Here is a 14,576-nt window from a genome sequence, read left to right on the forward strand (position 1 = left end):
GCTGGCCCTAGAACTGGGCTGGTTGACGAGGGACGTCGTCGCTGGTCGGCGCTTCGGCCAGCCCTTGCAGGAAGATCGGGTCGTCATAATCGTTGGCAGCAATCGCGTTGGACGGGATGTTGCTCTCGAAGGCACGCAGACGCTTGAACACCGAAATCAGCGAGATGATGGTGGTCCAGGAACTGGCGAGGAATTTGAACGAATCCTCGACCTGGCCGAAGGCGTTGCTGACCTGCTGAAACAGGCCCAGCGTTAGCGTGCCGGCGACAATGGACGGCCCCATGGCGATCAGCGGGACAAAATTGGAGCCCTGTAGATAGGCGTAGCGGGCAATGTTGAAATAGAGGTAGTGCCGGTACAGCCGGAAGTAGTTGTGCTGCATGTTGATAAACAACTGCCGCACGGTCACCGGCTCTGCGCGCTCCCCACTGTCTTCGCCATAGACCAGCTCCTTGCGGAAGGCGGCCTCGACCTTCTGGTTTTCAAATTCCAGTCCGGGCAGTTTCCAGCCAACAGCGGCCAACAGGACGGTGCCGAAGGCCGACGACACCAGTGCGACCCAGACCAGGCTGCCATTGACTGCGCCGAAGAAGGGCAGCTCGGTAATGTTGTTGGACAATTCCCAAAGCAACGGGAGGAAGACAATCAGGGTCATCACCGAGGCTACCAGGGACACTGCCAGGCCTTCGACAATGTTGGCGAAGCGCTGGGTATCTTCCTGCACGCGCTGGGAGGCGCCTTCGATATGACGCAGGTGCTGCCAGTGGCTGAGATAGAAAAAACTCATAGCCCGGCGCCAGCGGAACAGGAAGTGGGCGATGAAGAAGGCGTTGAGCACCAGCACAGTGATGTTGGGGATCAACACATAGGCGACGGTCCAGATTTCGCCGAGGAACTGGTCGAGCGTCACGGTGCCCGGCGTGGTCAGGGCAGATTGAATGAGATTGTAGAACGATCCGTACCAGTCGTTGAGCCAGGCGCTGATCTGGACGTTGAAATACACCACCTCGATGATAGTGACGCTGCCTACCACGGACCACCAGTACCAGCGGCGATTGCCGCCGACCCAGTACCAAGGCACGCAGAACAGGTAGCCGGTGAACAGGACATATTGGTAGAGCCATACCTTGTCGGGCGAAAAGAACGGTGCCGGATCGGCTTCGCTGGGCGTGATACCGAGCCAGGGACCAAGGCTGAAAACGGATTCCAGTTGGCCTCCGATCGTGTACCAGGCGACCATGACGACGGCGATCCAGCACAGGGCCGCCGAGAAAAACAGACGAGGATTGGGAAAAAAAGAGCGAAACACCGCGAAACTCCTGGGTGTCGGAAAGACAGCTTCATCTAGCCGTCACATTTCGACTAAGGCAAGCCGAGGAAGTTAATGTTTGGTAAGGTTTGCCGCTGTTGCTGCCCCTTTCCCTCTCTGCTCAGGAGGGTTATCAGCAGGGAACTGACAGAAAGAGAGTTTGGCATGAGTGAAGGCGTGATGAGCGCGGTCATGGACCCGGCGCCGGCTGACACTGATGATGCTGCGGCTGGTGCGCATCCAATCTATGCCAACGCACCGCGGTCTGTGGGATTCAACAAGCTGCGCAAGCGGCTGATCCGCCATACGCGTGAAGCATTGGAGAAGTTCTCCATGGTGCGTGCTGGCGAGAAGTGGCTGGTAGCGCTGAGCGGCGGCAAGGATAGCTATGGCATGCTGGCGCTGCTACTGGACCTGAAATGGCGTGGGTTGCTGCCGGTAGAATTGCTGGTCTGCAACCTCGATCAGGGGCAGCCCAACTTCCCCAAGCATATCCTGCCCCAATACCTCAGCGGTATCGGTGTGCCGCATCGCATCGAATACAGGGACACCTATTCGATCGTCACCTCCAAACTGCCGGTGGGGGCGACCTATTGCTCACTCTGCTCACGGCTGCGTCGCGGCAATCTCTATCGCATTGCGCGTGAAGAGGGCTGTACCGCGCTGGTGCTGGGCCATCATCGCGACGATAGCCTCGAGACCTTCTTCATGAACCTGTTCCATGGCGGCAAGGTTGCGGCCATGCCGCCGCGCCTGCTCAACGACGAGGGCGACATCGAAGTGTTGCGGCCACTGATCTTTTGTGGCGAGGACGACCTGCAGCGGTTCTCCGATGCGATGGCGTTTCCGATCATCCCCTGCGATTTGTGCGGCAGTCAGGATGGCCTTGAGCGCAATGCAATGAAGGCCATGCTGGCCGATATCGAAAAGCGCATGCCGGGCCGCAAGGATGTGATGATCCGGGCGATGGGCAATATCAATGCCAGCCATATGCTCGATACGAAACTGTTTGATTTCAACGCCCTGTTTGACAAGAGGACTGAGACTTGACCTTTGACGTGATGGAACTCGCCAATATCCTGCGTGACGCTGCGCGCGCCGAAGCGCTGCCGCGCTTCCGGCGGCTGGACGCGTCAATGGTGACCACCAAGACATCGGCTATCGATCTGGTCACCGAGGCTGACGTGGCGACTGAAGAGGCCATTAAGGCTGCCATCACGCAATGGATGCCCGAAGCGCTCTTCGTCGGAGAGGAATCGGTGGCTGCTGATCCGGCGCTACTCGGACGATTGGCCGACGCAGATCTGGCGGTGGTGGTTGACCCGATTGATGGCACCGCCAACTACGCGGCTGGTCTGCCACTGTTTGCGACCATGGCGGCGGTTGTGTCCAAGGGCGAGACAATTGCCGGCATCATCTATGACCCGATGGGCGATGACTGGGTGATGGCAGAAAAGGGCAGTGGCGCCTGGCTGCGCCGACCCAATGGCGAAGCAGTGCGGATCAATGTGGCGCAAAAACTGCCAATGGCCGAAATGGTAGGCACGGCCTCGGTCGGGTTCATGCCGCCTGAGTCACGGGCGGAAGTGCTCAGCAATGCGATCAAGGTGCGCATGATCGTCAATTACCGGGTGGCGGGGCACGAATATCGCACCTTCGCCTCGGGCCACACGCAGTTCGTTTGCTTCAACAAGCTGATGCCATGGGATCATCTGGCTGGTGTGTTGATCAGTCAGGAGGCCGGGGCCTTTGCGGCGCGGCTGGATGGTCAACCCTATCTACCTCACCATGTCGATGGTGGACTATTGGTGGCAGTTGATCTTGATAGCTGGGACGAATTGCGCCGCGAGGTCTTCACCTACTAGGTGGCCCAAACGATCAGGATCGAAGGGTCTTGCGGATTACATAAGTCTGTGCTTATGTAATGACATGAGCGAAACAGACATTTTCAAAGTTCTGGCCGATCCGACTCGCCGCGCCGTGCTGGAGCGTCTGGCCAGTGATGAACTGACGGCTACGCAGTTGCGAGAAGGCTTTGCCATTTCGCAGCCGGCGATGAGCCAGCATCTGGCCGTGCTGCGCGGGGCTGGACTGATTAGCGAGCGCCGCGAAGGCCGCTTTGCCCACTATCGCGTGGCGCCCGAAGGGCTGGCGCCGCTGCATGCGTGGATTGCGCGCTATCGTGCCTTCTGGCCCACCCGGATCGACAATCTCAAAGACCTGCTCAAGGAGATGGATCAATGACGTCGGAGACAGACGCGTTGGTGTTTGAATGCAGTCTGGACGCGCCGCCGGAGAAGGTGTGGCGGGCCTTGACCATTCCTGAGTATTTGTCGCGCTGGCTCAAGCCGGCTGACGATATCGAACTGGCGGTGGTGACAGCAGAAGAGAACAAGAGCCTGACCTATCGCTGGCGCGAGGCCGGGCAGGGCGCAGTGACCGATGCCGAGGACAGTCTGGTGACGTTCGAACTGACGCCGAACGACGATGGCGGCACATGGTTCAAGCTGACCCATGCCCCGATGACCGTACCGGTTGCTGCCAATAGCAATTGCGTCAATGCGCTGCTGATGGCCGCCTAAACCTGAATCAAATCAATGCTGAACGGAGGTTCGCCAATGCGCGACATGATGCAACTCGTCCCTATGGTGGTGGAGCAATCGAGCCGCGGGGAGCGGAGCTTTGATATCTATTCGCGTCTACTGCGCGAGCGGATCATTTTCGTCAATGGCCAGATTGAGGACAATATGGCAGCGCTGGTCTGCGCGCAGTTGCTGTTTCTGGAAGCCGACAATCCCAAAAAGGAGATCTATCTCTATATCAACTCGCCCGGCGGCGTGATGACGTCGGCCTTTGCCATGTACGACACCATGCAGTTTATAACCGCGCCGGTTGGCACGCTGTGCATGGGAATGGCCATGTCGGCGGGTTCGTTCCTGTTGATGGCGGGTGCGCCCGGTGCGCGAGCCTGCCTGCCCAATGCCTCGGTGATGCTGCATCAGCCCAGCGGCGGGTTTCAGGGGCAGGTGACTGACATCATGCTTCATGCACGAGAGAGTGAACGGGTGAAGCGCCGTTCCAATGAGCTCTATGCCAAGCATTGTGGGCATAGCTATGAGGAGGTTGTTGCCGCGTTGGAGCGCGACAATTTCATGACCCCCGAACAAGCCAGGGACTGGGGTATCATCGACCACGTCTATCGCGACCGCAGCGAGATCGAGGTGCTGACGCCCCCCGATGCCGAGTAGTACTGCTCCGATTAGTGAGCCATATCGGGGGCTGCTTCGGCATTGGCATACTGCTCGCCAACGCCGAACAGTCTGCCATTCTCGGCTATCAGAATGCAAATCAGCGACAGGATACCCATGCCGGCATAACCGATGGCCACTGGTATCGTTGTGTTGTTGAACATCTGGCCGACATAGCCCCCGATTACAGCGCCGCCGACGGTCTGGATGAAGCCAAAGACTGCTGAAGCAGAGCCCGCAACGGCGCCCAAAGGCTCCATGGATAGCGAGTTCATGTTGGGGGCGGCCCAGCCAAAGCTGAACATGATCACTGCCAGCAGCGGGAAGAACAGCCAGAGCGGCATGAAGCCAGTCAGAGCAAAGCCCAGCCAGATAATGCTGAAGCCCGTGAACGACAGCATGGCGCCGTGTGACAGGCGTCGCATACCAAACCGGCGCACGATGCGTGAATTGGTGAAGGAGGACACGGCCATCAGTCCGGCCATGGCTGCGAACGCCACGGGGAAGTACTCACCCAGCCCAAAGATATCGACATAGATTTGCTGGGACGAGCTGATGAAGCCGAACAGGGCGCCGAAAAGGAAGGTGCCCGCCAGGCCATAGGAGATGGCCATCCGGTTTGTAAAGACGATGCGAAAGCCACCGACAATGCCCTTGAAGGTGAGCGGACGACGTTTGTCGAGCGGCAGGGTCTCGGGCAGGCGGAAAAAGGTCCAAAGCCAGGAACCCGACGCCAGAACCGCCATAAAGATGAAGATTGTCTGCCAAGGCCCGGTCATCAACAGCACCTGCCCAATGCCGGGCGCGATGATGGGGATAGCCATGAACACCATGAAGGTGAGCGACATGACCTCGGCCATTTCGCGGCCTGAATAGCGGTCACGCACAGCAGAAGTGACGATAACGCGCACGCTGGCAGCCCCCAGACCCTGGATAAAGCGCAGGACCAGCAGGGTGGTGAAGTTCGGTGCGAACACCGCGATGAAGGCAGCGATGACATAGATGCCCATGCCGACTAGCAGCGGTGCACGGCGGCCAAAACGGTCGCTGAGCGGTCCAAAGACCAGCTGGGCCATGCCCATGCCGATCATGAACGCGGAAATGACGAACTGTCTTTCGTTCTCGCTCGCGACGCCGAGCGCCTCACCCATATAGGGCAAGGCTGGCAGCATCACGTCGATGGCCAAAGCATTGAGGGCCATCAAGGCCGCCATCAGGGCAATGAATTCGGGGCGCGAGAGGACTCGCGTGAAATGATTGGACATGAATTGATCTCGGGAAAGCTGCCGCAGAGCCGCAGGCGCTGTGAGTGTGGTCGGAACATGAACCCGCAAAAGGTCTTTGGCAAGGCTTGATCGTCAGGAAACGATGGTTGCCTGGCGATCTGGTTTTCAGGCGGGCTTCAATGCAAAGCTGGGTGCAGCGCGCTCGTTAATGGGCAGGTGCATGGCCGCCGAAGCCAAGCCCAGCATGATGCCCAGATACCAAACCAGACTATAGGAGCCAGTCATGTCAAACACATAACCACCGAGCCAGACACCAACAAAGGAGCCGATCTGGTGGCTGAGAAAGGCAATACCATAGAGCATGCCGAGATAGCGGGCGCCGAAGAACATAGCCACAAGTCCTGCTGTTAGCGGCACGGTGGAGAGCCAGAGTACGCCCATAGCAGCCGCGAAGGTGTAAGCCGTCAGTTCGCTAACTGGGAAGAGAAGAAACAGACCGATAGCCAACGCACGCAGAAAGTAGATAGTGGCCAGCAGGATCTGCTTGGGGAGGCGACCGCCCAGATAGCCGGCCAGCAGCGAGCCGACAATATTGAACAGACCAATAATTGCGATTGTCCAACTGCCCGTCGCTGGCGACAAGCCGCACTGCACCAGATAGGCGGGCATGTGGACGTTGATGAATGCCAGGTGGAAGCCGCAAACGAAAAAGCCGATGACCAGCAGACGATAGGAGCCGTGCCCCCAGGCCTTGGCCAGGGTTTCCATGAATGGCAGATCGGCTTGGCCAATCGGGTTTTCGGTGCGACCGCGCAAGGCGTAGCTGAGTGGTATAATCAGCAGCAATGCCATACCGAGATAGAGCAGGGCAGACTGCCAGCCAAAGGCGTTGATGAAGCCCTGACTAATGGGTGCAAAGGCAAATTGTCCGAAAGACGACGCCGCGGTGGCGACACCAAAGATCAGTGAGCGCTTTTCGGGTGGAACAGCACGGCCAAAAGCGGCCATGACCACGCTGAAAGAGGAAATGGCAATGCCCACGCCGGTAATGATGCCGGCGGTCACAGCCATGATGCTGGCATTGGGCGAGATGGTCATCAGGACTACGCCCAACGCGTAGATCGCCGCGCCGATGGCGATTGTGCGGCCCGTGCCCACGCGATCGGCATAGGCGCCAGCAAATGGCTGGGCTATGCCCCAGGCCAGGTTCTGGATGGCCATTGCCATGCCCCAACCTTCGCGAGACAGACCCAGATCGGCTGTCATGGGCAGTGTGAACAGGCCAAAGCTGGTGCGGACGCCGTTACCGATCGCGGCGACGGCGCAACCGGCGATGATCAGCACGAGCAGCGGCACGGCTGGGCGAAGGGCTGAGGTGTTCATGACGCACGATCCAATTGCTCGGGCGAATCTTGTACGCCCGCCAATTCATCACGCAAAACAATAATGCGGAATGGGATGGATCAGCATCATTGATAGCTTGGGAGATACAAGAACGCCGGACACGAGGCCCGGCGTTGCTGAACAAGTCCGAAGTTCATCGATCAGGCGGTCTGTTTGACCGCTATGCCTGCCGATTCCATGTGGGTCTGCAGTTCTCCTGCCTGGAACATTTCGCGGATGATGTCGGCACCACCAACGAATTCACCCTTTACATAGAGCTGGGGAATGGTTGGCCAATTGGTATAGGTCTTGATGCCGTCGCGCAGTTCATCGCTCTCGAGAACATTGGCGCTGTCATACGGGACGCCGAGATAGTTCAGAATCTGGACGACCTGACCGGAAAAGCCGCACTGAGGAAAATCGGGCGAGCCTTTCATGAAAAGGAACACGTCGTTGTTCTTCACCTTTTCGTCGATGAAAGCATTGATGTCGGTCATAGCAGAAGCCTTTCTGGAGCCAGGGGGCGGACCCTAAATTGTTGGCCCATAAATAGGAGCTTGGTGTGGCGCTGTCGAGGGGTGCATCGGCAATCGCCGATCAAGCTTGATTGTGTGCTTCAATCCAACCTCGCGGCAATCCAGGGATGGCGGGTGAGGTCTTGAACGGTATCGAACTGGATTGCCTCCCAGCCCGCACGGCGGGCACCGTCGATGACCTTGGGGGTGTCATCAAAAAGGAGGGGTGGTTCGGTTTGTGGACCGATGCGTTTTTCTATGAAGTCGAAATAGTCCTGATGTGGCTTCAGCGCGCCTATGCGGGCCGAATAGAATATGTCCTCGAACAACGCTGCAAAGCCCAGATGACTCCAGAGCCAGTTGGCGCGCAAATGCTCCTGATTGGTGGCGATATAGAGCCGCAGATCAGACCGTGCGCCGAGCTGTCTTACAACATCGAGAACAGGCTGATTGATCGCGCTGTCATGGCTCAGCCAATAGTTCAGCATAGTCATGGGTGAGCCGTTATAGCCCAGGGCGGGAAGGCGTCGCTCCAGCGCCTCGACCAACGAGGTCTGGCCGATGATCACCTTCTTCATGAAGATGTCGTAGATGAACTCTTGATGAAAGCGCTCCGGATCTATGCCCAGAACTGCCTGTAGGTTGGCGTTCCAGCGATGCTGCTGTGCCTCTGGTCGGGCGTGGTATCCGTGAACCAGCACCCCATCGACATCAAAAAATACCGCCCGCGTCACTGGCGCTTCTCGATTGCGCCAAGTCCGGCAATGACTTCGGGTGGTATGTTGAGGCTTTGAATCACCTCGGTGTGTTGACGGAAGCCAATAAGCTCGCGATGTACAAAATAGGCCCAAACCACGCTACGGCCGTGGGCCAATGCTGTGGTGTTGTCGGTGCCTGCTGTCGCCAACGCGGACATCGCGGCGATGACTTTAGCTTCTGCGGCGCCCAGCGACGAGGCGCGCTCCGCCATGATCTCATTGTCGAGGGCGGCGGTGCCGGCCTCGGGTTTGACCATGGCTATCAGATCAAGCGAGTCCCGGAGCGACACTGGGCTGGCCCGGCTCTAGTCGGGCACGCTGGTTTGGAGCGCGAGCGCATGCAGCGCCCCGCCCATATCGGGCTGCAACGCGGCATAGACCAACTGGTGTTGCTGCACGCGTGACTTGCCGCGGAACTGTTCAGAGATAACCGTGGCGGCCCAATGATCGCCATCGCCGGCCAGATCGCGGATCTCGATATTGGCGTCCGGAATGGCGGCCTTGATGCGACGTTCGATTTCGGTGGCTTCCATCGCCATGGCGCAACTCCTTGAGTGGGTGGCCGTCCGGCCGATTCAGTGAAAGATAGGCCACGCCAGAGGCGGCTTCAATACGGCGCGTTGCTGCCGGCTATTGGGTCGCAGCCGGGGTGAGTTCGGTGGTCACTCCCACGCAGCATTCAGCGTCCGCTTCAGTTGAGAAATTGGCAATGATAAAATCAACGATCGGGCGGGCCTGCTCAGCCATTGTTGTGTCGAACAGACAGTCGAGCGTGTAGCCGAGGCCATTGGCAACGGTTTCGGTGTGCACAATGGTGAGGGGAATGCCCATTGGCGAGTCGGTGCTGGTGCCCTCATAGATAAGGGCGGCATCACTCTGATATGCGGTGGTGCCCTTGGCCCCCATGACGAAGCCCGGGAATGTCTCACTCCAGCCCGCCTCGAGATCGGCATCTACCAGCGAGGCGAGGGCGCCTTCGGGTGTCCAGCCGCTGTCATCAACCGGCACAAAGCTCATATTGCACTGCAGCGGGGCATTGGTGTGGTTGATGGTCAGCGGTTTGTCGACGCCGCCCGAGGCTTCCATGGTGTCGGGATAGCTCAGCGTATAGGGCTGATCGGGCAGCACGGATCGCGTGATGTTGATGTTCTGCGCGAAGGCGGCGCTCGGCGCCAGGACCATCGAGAGGACTGCCAGGCAGCCCATTGCGGGTCGAATGATCATTGTAGTCTCCAAAAATAGCAGCGCCGCTCCCGAGGTGCCAAAACACCCCAAAGAGCGGCGATCATAAGGCAGATACACCGATTAGGCTGCAGCGCCGTCCATGAAATCGGGGAACCAGCCTTCATAGGCTGATTTGAGATCGACAACCGGGAGCGGTTTTGCTGCACCAAGCACCAGATCTGTGCCGCCTGTGCTGCCGATCCACGGGCAGAATACACCCAGTTTCTCGCCTTCGTTCCAAAGCGCCAGCATCTCATCGCTTTGCGGATCGATATTGACGGTCACCAGATAGCGACCCTGATCCTCGCTGAAATATTGCAGGATGGGATCGTGGCCTTCGAGATCAACAATCTGTGCGCCGATACCTGAGGCGACGGCCATTTCCGCCAGACCCACGCCCAGGCCACCATCGGAGAGATCGTGACAGGCGGTGACCACGCCGGAACGGATCAGCTTACGCACGAAATCGCCAGTGCGACGTTCATGGGCCAGATCGACAGGCGGGGCGGCGCCATCGCGGCGGTTGAACAGATCGCGCAGATAAATCGACTGACCCAGATGGGTGCCGCGCTTGTCGGGGGAGCCGATCAGCAAGATAGGCTGGTTTTCTGCAGCAAAAGCGATGCGCGCCATACCGGTCCAGTCCGGAAGAAGGCCAACGCCACCAATGGTTGGAGTAGGCAGAATGCCCTGTCCGTTGGTTTCGTTGTAGAGCGAGACATTGCCCGACACGATCGGGAAGTCGAGCGCGGTGCAGGCTTCGCCAATGCCCTTGATAGCATGGACCAACTGGCTCATGATTTCGGGGCGTTCGGGATTGCCGAAATTGAGATTGTCGGTTGCGGCTAGAGGTTCAGCACCCGTCGCGGTCAGATTGCGCCAAGCTTCGGCCACCGCCTGCTTCCCACCCTCATAGGGATCAGCTTCGCAATAACGCGGATTGACGTCAGAGGTAAAGGCCAGCCCCTTGGTAGGGTGTCCCTCAACCCGGATCACGCCGGCGTCACCGCCGGGCAATTGCATGGAATTGCCCTGGATCAGGGTGTCGTACTGCTCATAGACCCAGCGACGTGAGGCGATCTGGTGACCGCCCACCAGCTTGAGCAGTGCCTCAGCCACGTCCATCTGTGGCACATCATCAGATGCCAGCGCGGCTGCAGGCGCGGCCGGGGTCCAGGCACGGTCGTATTCCGGGGCTTCGTCGCCGAGTTCCTTGATCGGCAGATTGGCGACTTCATCACCCTGCCAGAGCACGCGGAAGCGCAGATCGTCTGTAGTCTTCCCCACGGTGGCGAAATCGAGTTCCCATTTCACGAACACGGCCCGGGCTACCGCTTCCTTTTCGGGATGCAGGACCATGAGCATGCGCTCCTGGGATTCCGACAGCATCATCTCATAGGCGGTCATGTTGGTTTCGCGTACGGGTACCTTGTCGAGATCCAGCTCGACGCCCAGATCGCCCTTGGCGCCCATTTCGACTGCCGAACAGGTCAACCCTGCCGCGCCCATGTCCTGAATGGCAATGACGGCGCCGGTCGCCATCAGTTCGAGGCACGCTTCAAGCAGACGCTTTTCAGTAAAGGGGTCGCCAACCTGCACGGTAGGGCGTTTCTCTTCGATGTCATCGCCAAATTCGGCAGAGGCCATGGTCGCGCCACCGACGCCATCGCGGCCGGTCTTGGCGCCGAGATAGACGACGGGCAGGCCAACGCCCTTGGCTTCGGAGAGGAAGATCTTGTCGGTATCTGCGAGGCCCGCGGCGAAGGCATTGACCAAGATGTTGCCATTATAGCGCGCGTCGAACTCGACCTCGCCGCCAACGGTGGGGACCCCAAAGGCGTTGGCATAGCCGCCAATACCAGCCACGACGCCCGATACCAGATGGCGGGTCTTTTCGTGGTCGACAGCGCCAAAACGCAGGGCATTCATTGCGGCGACCGGGCGTGCGCCCATGGTGAAGACGTCTCGCAGAATACCGCCCATGCCGGTACCGGCACCCTGATAGGGTTCGATGAAAGATGGATGGTTGTGAGACTCCATCTTGAAGACCACAGCCTGACCATCGCCGATATCGACCACACCAGCGTTTTCGCCAGGGCCCTGAAGTACGCGCGGACCCGTGGTGGGCAGGGTCTTGAGCCACTTCTTGGACGATTTGTAGGAGCAGTGCTCATTCCACATCGCCGAGAAGATGCCCAGCTCGGTATAGGTCGGCGTCCGCCCGATCAGATCGAGGATCTTCTGATACTCGTCGGGCTTGAGGCCGTGGTCGGCGACGAGTTCAGGGGTAATGACGATATCGTTGGGAATGCTCATCAGGCTGGGGTTCCGTAGGGCGGCTCTGGAAAATATTCCATGTGGTTCTGGGTGGAGTGGGCGGTGTCTTCGCCGAACAGATGTCCGACCAGCCACAAGGCCATGTCGATGCCGGCCGAAACGCCCGCGCTGGTCACAACATTGCCGTCGTGCACATAGCGCTGGTCGAGAATGTAGGTGTGCGGTGCATGGGCACGCAGGAAGTCGAGCGCGCCGCGATTGGTGGTTGCCCGCCGGCCTTCTAGGAAACCTGCACGTGCCAGCAGGGCAGCCCCCGTGCATACCGAAGTCTGCCATTTGGCCTGAGCCAGATAGGCGCGCAGTTCGGTGTTGAAACTATCGTCTTCAGCCAGTTGGCGCGTGCCCTTGCCCCCAGGGACAAGAACGACGTCAGCGCGTGGTTTACCGGCAAAGTCATAGTCAGCAATGATCTTGAGACCCTTGGCGCAGTTGATTGACGTGCCGGGCCAGCCGACCGTGAAGACCTCAAGCGGTGCGCCCAGTTGTTTGGCGACAGAGAACACTTCCCAGGGACCAACGAAATCCAGCTCTTCAACACCATCAAAGACCACTACGGCTATGCTGGCGCGGGGGGCGGCATCAGACATGGCGAACCCTCCAGAGGTGGGACAGGTTGAAGGTGTGGCGCTGCAGACCCGAAATGATGGGCGTGCGGCGCTGGATCATCTCAGGCTGCCTGCCCAAGCAGGCCCGCAAACAGCGCCCTGCCATCATCGCCGCCATGTGCGGCTTCAATAAGGTTCTCCGGGTGTGGCATCAGACCGAGAACGTTCTTCTGGTCGTTCAGGATACCCGCGATGTCGTTGAGCGAACCATTTGGATTAGTGCCCTCAGCATAGCGGAAGGCGACCTGGTTTTCGCCTTCAAGCCGGTTGAGCGTTTCGGTATCGGCGAAGTAATTGCCGTCGTGATGGGCCACCGGACAGCGAATGATCTGGCCCTGGCTATAGCCACGGGTAAAATCGGTGTCAGCATTGGTGACTTCGAGCTTGACCTCACGGCAGACGAATTTGAGCGACTGGTTGCGCATCAGGGCGCCGGGCAGCAGGCCCGCTTCGATCAGGATCTGAAAGCCGTTGCAGACGCCGAGCACCTTCGTGCCCTTGGCGGCGCGTTCGCGAACGCGATCCATGATGGGAGAGCGCGCAGCGATGGCGCCGCAGCGGAGATAGTCCCCATAGGAGAAGCCGCCCGGAATGACGACCAGATCGACATCGGGCAGATCGGTGTCCTGGTGCCAGACTATGGCCGGGGCAGTACCCGAAATTTTGGTCAAGGCCGCAATCATGTCGCGATCACGATTGAGACCAGGGAAGACGATGACGGCGGATTTCATCGGCTAGTCCTCGCTATGTCAGGAGTTGCGAGGCTCTTTTGGTGAGTCTTGGCGCAAAACGCAAGGGCCGAGACATGCATATCCCGGCCCTATCGATTCCACTGCGTTTCGCTCGCTACTCGGCAGGGTTGGCCTGCAGCTGGTCGCGGGGCTTGGCCGTGCCAGGCAGGTGGGCCCAGCGGGGCCGCTCAAACAGGAACTTGCCCAAGCCCGTGCGCTGCACCAGCCAGTACAGAACCAGCGGTGAAGTGATGGCGACAGCCATGGTGATGAAGGTCAGTAAGGTGGGTTCAAGGACGCCGAACTTGATCAGCAGCGTACGCGCAATGCCCATCGGGAGGACGAAGGCAACGTAGATGATCAGCGACTTGCTGCCCATCCAGCGCAGCCAGTCCATGACGGGCAGCCGTGTCAGAAGAGCGGCTATGACGCACAGCGCCGCTGTGCCAGCAAGCGCCAGCACCAGGTGAACACCGGGCAGGCCAGCCAGACCCATCACGGGGTGAATGGGGTCCATTGCGAAGCCGGGCGAGAAGACCAGCGCTGTGTTCAATATGGCCCAGATCAACAACCCCACAAGAGCCAGGGCATTATTGGAGGTTGCCCAGGCTGTCAGACGGAACAAATGGGGTGCGAGTACAAAGCCAGCATAGAAGAACACGAAATAGGCGGCGAGCTGATCGATGGCATAAGCGCCAGTGTGAATGGCGGCCATTTGCAGAATGGCACCGACGGCGAAGACACCCCAGACCGGCGCTCGCAGCATATGCAAAACCTTGGTCACCGCGCTAACAACGGCCAGCATATAGATGAACCAGAGCACGCCATATGGCTGCACCACCGCCCAGCCGAGCTGTTCGAGTGCGCCGAGGGGGTTGGTGGCCAACAGCCCGACTTTGAAGACGATATGGATGATTGCCCAGAGGGCATAGAAATACAGGTAGTGGACCACCCGACGGTCGGCAAAGCCACGCCAGGGGCGATCGATGACCTGAGAGAGAAACAGGCCTGAAATCAGAAAGAATTCGGGCATGCGGAATGGGGTGGCAAAGGCAATGGCCCAGTGGAAAAGGCTGATGCCACCAGTGTCTTCACCCACGCTGGCGGCCGCATACATCATGACCACCAGAAAGATGGACAGGCCCTTGGCCATATCCACCCAATCGAGACGCTTTTGTAGGATTGCCATTGTCCACACTCCGAGAATTGTGTGGCGCAGCCTAATCGTGTGTCCTCTCAG

General features: G+C 59.0%; 17 protein-coding genes. 5 read left to right on the forward strand and 12 right to left on the reverse strand.

Annotated features, from left to right (window positions below; all coding sequences use genetic code 11):
* Window positions 1–7 precede the first annotated feature (7 nt).
* Window positions 8–1,309: a peptide antibiotic transporter SbmA gene (sbmA, locus tag KD146_RS04455; protein ID WP_212657531.1), complete on the reverse strand. Its 1,302-nt coding sequence runs from the start codon at window positions 1,307–1,309 to the stop codon at window positions 8–10.
* A 180-nt stretch (window positions 1,310–1,489) separates the two neighbouring features.
* Between sbmA and ttcA the strand changes: the two genes are divergently transcribed.
* The 5 genes from ttcA (at window position 1,490) to KD146_RS04480 (ending at window position 4,557) form a co-directional block, all read left to right on the forward strand.
* Window positions 1,490–2,359: a tRNA 2-thiocytidine(32) synthetase TtcA gene (ttcA, locus tag KD146_RS04460; protein WP_427857080.1), complete on the forward strand. Its 870-nt coding sequence runs from the start codon at window positions 1,490–1,492 to the stop codon at window positions 2,357–2,359.
* 11 nt (window positions 2,360–2,370) lie between these two features.
* Window positions 2,371–3,174, forward strand: a complete 804-nt coding sequence (locus KD146_RS04465; RefSeq protein WP_212659108.1) for an inositol monophosphatase family protein — start codon at window positions 2,371–2,373, stop codon at window positions 3,172–3,174.
* Window positions 3,175–3,238: 64 nt separating this feature from the next.
* Window positions 3,239–3,553, forward strand: coding sequence for an ArsR/SmtB family transcription factor (locus tag KD146_RS04470; RefSeq protein WP_212657532.1), 315 nt, complete (start codon window positions 3,239–3,241; stop codon window positions 3,551–3,553).
* Entirely contained in the window at window positions 3,550–3,891 is a 342-nt protein-coding gene (locus KD146_RS04475) for an SRPBCC family protein (protein WP_212657533.1), read from the forward strand. Before KD146_RS04470 ends, KD146_RS04475 begins: the two co-directional genes overlap by 4 nt.
* A 36-nt stretch (window positions 3,892–3,927) precedes the next feature.
* A complete protein-coding gene (locus tag KD146_RS04480; protein ID WP_212657534.1) occupies window positions 3,928–4,557 on the forward strand; it encodes an ATP-dependent Clp protease proteolytic subunit in 630 nt (209 codons plus the stop codon).
* A gap of 11 nt (window positions 4,558–4,568) precedes the next feature.
* Here KD146_RS04480 and KD146_RS04485 read toward each other — a convergent pair whose 3' ends face one another.
* The 11 genes from KD146_RS04485 to KD146_RS04535 all read right to left on the reverse strand — a co-directional run bounded on the left by KD146_RS04485 (window position 4,569) and on the right by KD146_RS04535 (window position 14,525).
* Complete coding sequence (locus KD146_RS04485; RefSeq protein ID WP_212657535.1) at window positions 4,569–5,822, reverse strand: multidrug effflux MFS transporter; 1,254 nt, start codon at window positions 5,820–5,822, stop codon at window positions 4,569–4,571.
* A 126-nt stretch (window positions 5,823–5,948) separates the two neighbouring features.
* A complete protein-coding gene (locus KD146_RS04490; protein ID WP_212657536.1) occupies window positions 5,949–7,166 on the reverse strand; it encodes an MFS transporter in 1,218 nt (405 codons plus the stop codon).
* A 161-nt stretch (window positions 7,167–7,327) separates the two neighbouring features.
* Window positions 7,328–7,663 carry a Grx4 family monothiol glutaredoxin gene (gene grxD / locus KD146_RS04495; RefSeq protein WP_212657537.1) on the reverse strand — a complete coding sequence of 112 codons (336 nt, stop codon included), beginning with the start codon at window positions 7,661–7,663 and terminating at the stop codon, window positions 7,328–7,330.
* Window positions 7,664–7,782: 119 nt separating this feature from the next.
* Window positions 7,783–8,415: an HAD family hydrolase gene (locus tag KD146_RS18440; protein WP_212657538.1), complete on the reverse strand. Its 633-nt coding sequence runs from the start codon at window positions 8,413–8,415 to the stop codon at window positions 7,783–7,785.
* Complete coding sequence (locus KD146_RS04505) at window positions 8,412–8,729, reverse strand: DUF6665 family protein (protein ID WP_345790745.1); 318 nt, start codon at window positions 8,727–8,729, stop codon at window positions 8,412–8,414. Before KD146_RS04505 ends, KD146_RS18440 begins: the two co-directional genes overlap by 4 nt.
* 15 nt (window positions 8,730–8,744) lie before the next feature.
* On the reverse strand, window positions 8,745–8,978 hold the full coding sequence (locus tag KD146_RS04510; protein WP_212657540.1) for a BolA family protein: 234 nt from the start codon (window positions 8,976–8,978) through the stop codon (window positions 8,745–8,747).
* Window positions 8,979–9,069: 91 nt separating this feature from the next.
* The gene (locus tag KD146_RS04515) at window positions 9,070–9,663 is read right to left on the reverse strand and encodes a hypothetical protein (protein WP_212657541.1); all 594 of its coding nucleotides are present in this window, start codon (window positions 9,661–9,663) and stop codon (window positions 9,070–9,072) included.
* Between the two features lie 81 nt (window positions 9,664–9,744).
* Entirely contained in the window at window positions 9,745–11,979 is a 2,235-nt protein-coding gene (gene purL, locus KD146_RS04520) for a phosphoribosylformylglycinamidine synthase subunit PurL (protein WP_212657542.1), read from the reverse strand.
* Complete coding sequence (locus KD146_RS04525; protein ID WP_212657543.1) at window positions 11,979–12,587, reverse strand: DJ-1/PfpI family protein; 609 nt, start codon at window positions 12,585–12,587, stop codon at window positions 11,979–11,981. Before KD146_RS04525 ends, purL begins: the two co-directional genes overlap by 1 nt.
* Before the next feature lie 80 nt (window positions 12,588–12,667).
* A complete protein-coding gene (gene purQ / locus KD146_RS04530; protein WP_212657544.1) occupies window positions 12,668–13,336 on the reverse strand; it encodes a phosphoribosylformylglycinamidine synthase subunit PurQ in 669 nt (222 codons plus the stop codon).
* Window positions 13,337–13,451: 115 nt separating this feature from the next.
* Entirely contained in the window at window positions 13,452–14,525 is a 1,074-nt protein-coding gene (locus KD146_RS04535; RefSeq protein ID WP_212657545.1) for an acyltransferase family protein, read from the reverse strand.
* Between the last annotated feature and the right edge of the window lie 51 nt (window positions 14,526–14,576).

It is taken from the genome of Devosia litorisediminis (assembly GCF_018334155.1).
GTDB classification, from domain to species: domain Bacteria; phylum Pseudomonadota; class Alphaproteobacteria; order Rhizobiales; family Devosiaceae; genus Devosia; species Devosia litorisediminis.

Bases quoted from the DNA above. Each gene is read 5' to 3' on its own strand.
- purQ (WP_212657544.1), bottom strand. From the start codon at position 13,336: ATGAAATCCGCCGTCATCGTCTTCCCTGGTCTCAATCGTGATCGCGAC.
- KD146_RS04480 (WP_212657534.1), top strand. From the start codon at position 3,928: ATGCGCGACATGATGCAACTCGTCCCTATGGTGGTGGAGCAATCGAGC.
- KD146_RS04465 (WP_212659108.1), top strand. From the start codon at position 2,371: ATGGAACTCGCCAATATCCTGCGTGACGCTGCGCGCGCCGAAGCGCTG.
- KD146_RS04535 (WP_212657545.1), bottom strand. From the start codon at position 14,525: ATGGCAATCCTACAAAAGCGTCTCGATTGGGTGGATATGGCCAAGGGC.
- ttcA (WP_427857080.1), top strand. From the start codon at position 1,490: ATGAGCGCGGTCATGGACCCGGCGCCGGCTGACACTGATGATGCTGCG.
- KD146_RS04510 (WP_212657540.1), bottom strand. From the start codon at position 8,978: ATGGCGATGGAAGCCACCGAAATCGAACGTCGCATCAAGGCCGCCATT.
- KD146_RS04525 (WP_212657543.1), bottom strand. From the start codon at position 12,587: ATGTCTGATGCCGCCCCCCGCGCCAGCATAGCCGTAGTGGTCTTTGAT.
- KD146_RS04475 (WP_212657533.1), top strand. From the start codon at position 3,550: ATGACGTCGGAGACAGACGCGTTGGTGTTTGAATGCAGTCTGGACGCG.
- KD146_RS04470 (WP_212657532.1), top strand. From the start codon at position 3,239: ATGAGCGAAACAGACATTTTCAAAGTTCTGGCCGATCCGACTCGCCGC.
- KD146_RS04490 (WP_212657536.1), bottom strand. From the start codon at position 7,166: ATGAACACCTCAGCCCTTCGCCCAGCCGTGCCGCTGCTCGTGCTGATC.
- grxD (WP_212657537.1), bottom strand. From the start codon at position 7,663: ATGACCGACATCAATGCTTTCATCGACGAAAAGGTGAAGAACAACGAC.
- purL (WP_212657542.1), bottom strand. From the start codon at position 11,979: ATGAGCATTCCCAACGATATCGTCATTACCCCTGAACTCGTCGCCGAC.
- KD146_RS04515 (WP_212657541.1), bottom strand. From the start codon at position 9,663: ATGATCATTCGACCCGCAATGGGCTGCCTGGCAGTCCTCTCGATGGTC.
- KD146_RS04485 (WP_212657535.1), bottom strand. From the start codon at position 5,822: ATGTCCAATCATTTCACGCGAGTCCTCTCGCGCCCCGAATTCATTGCC.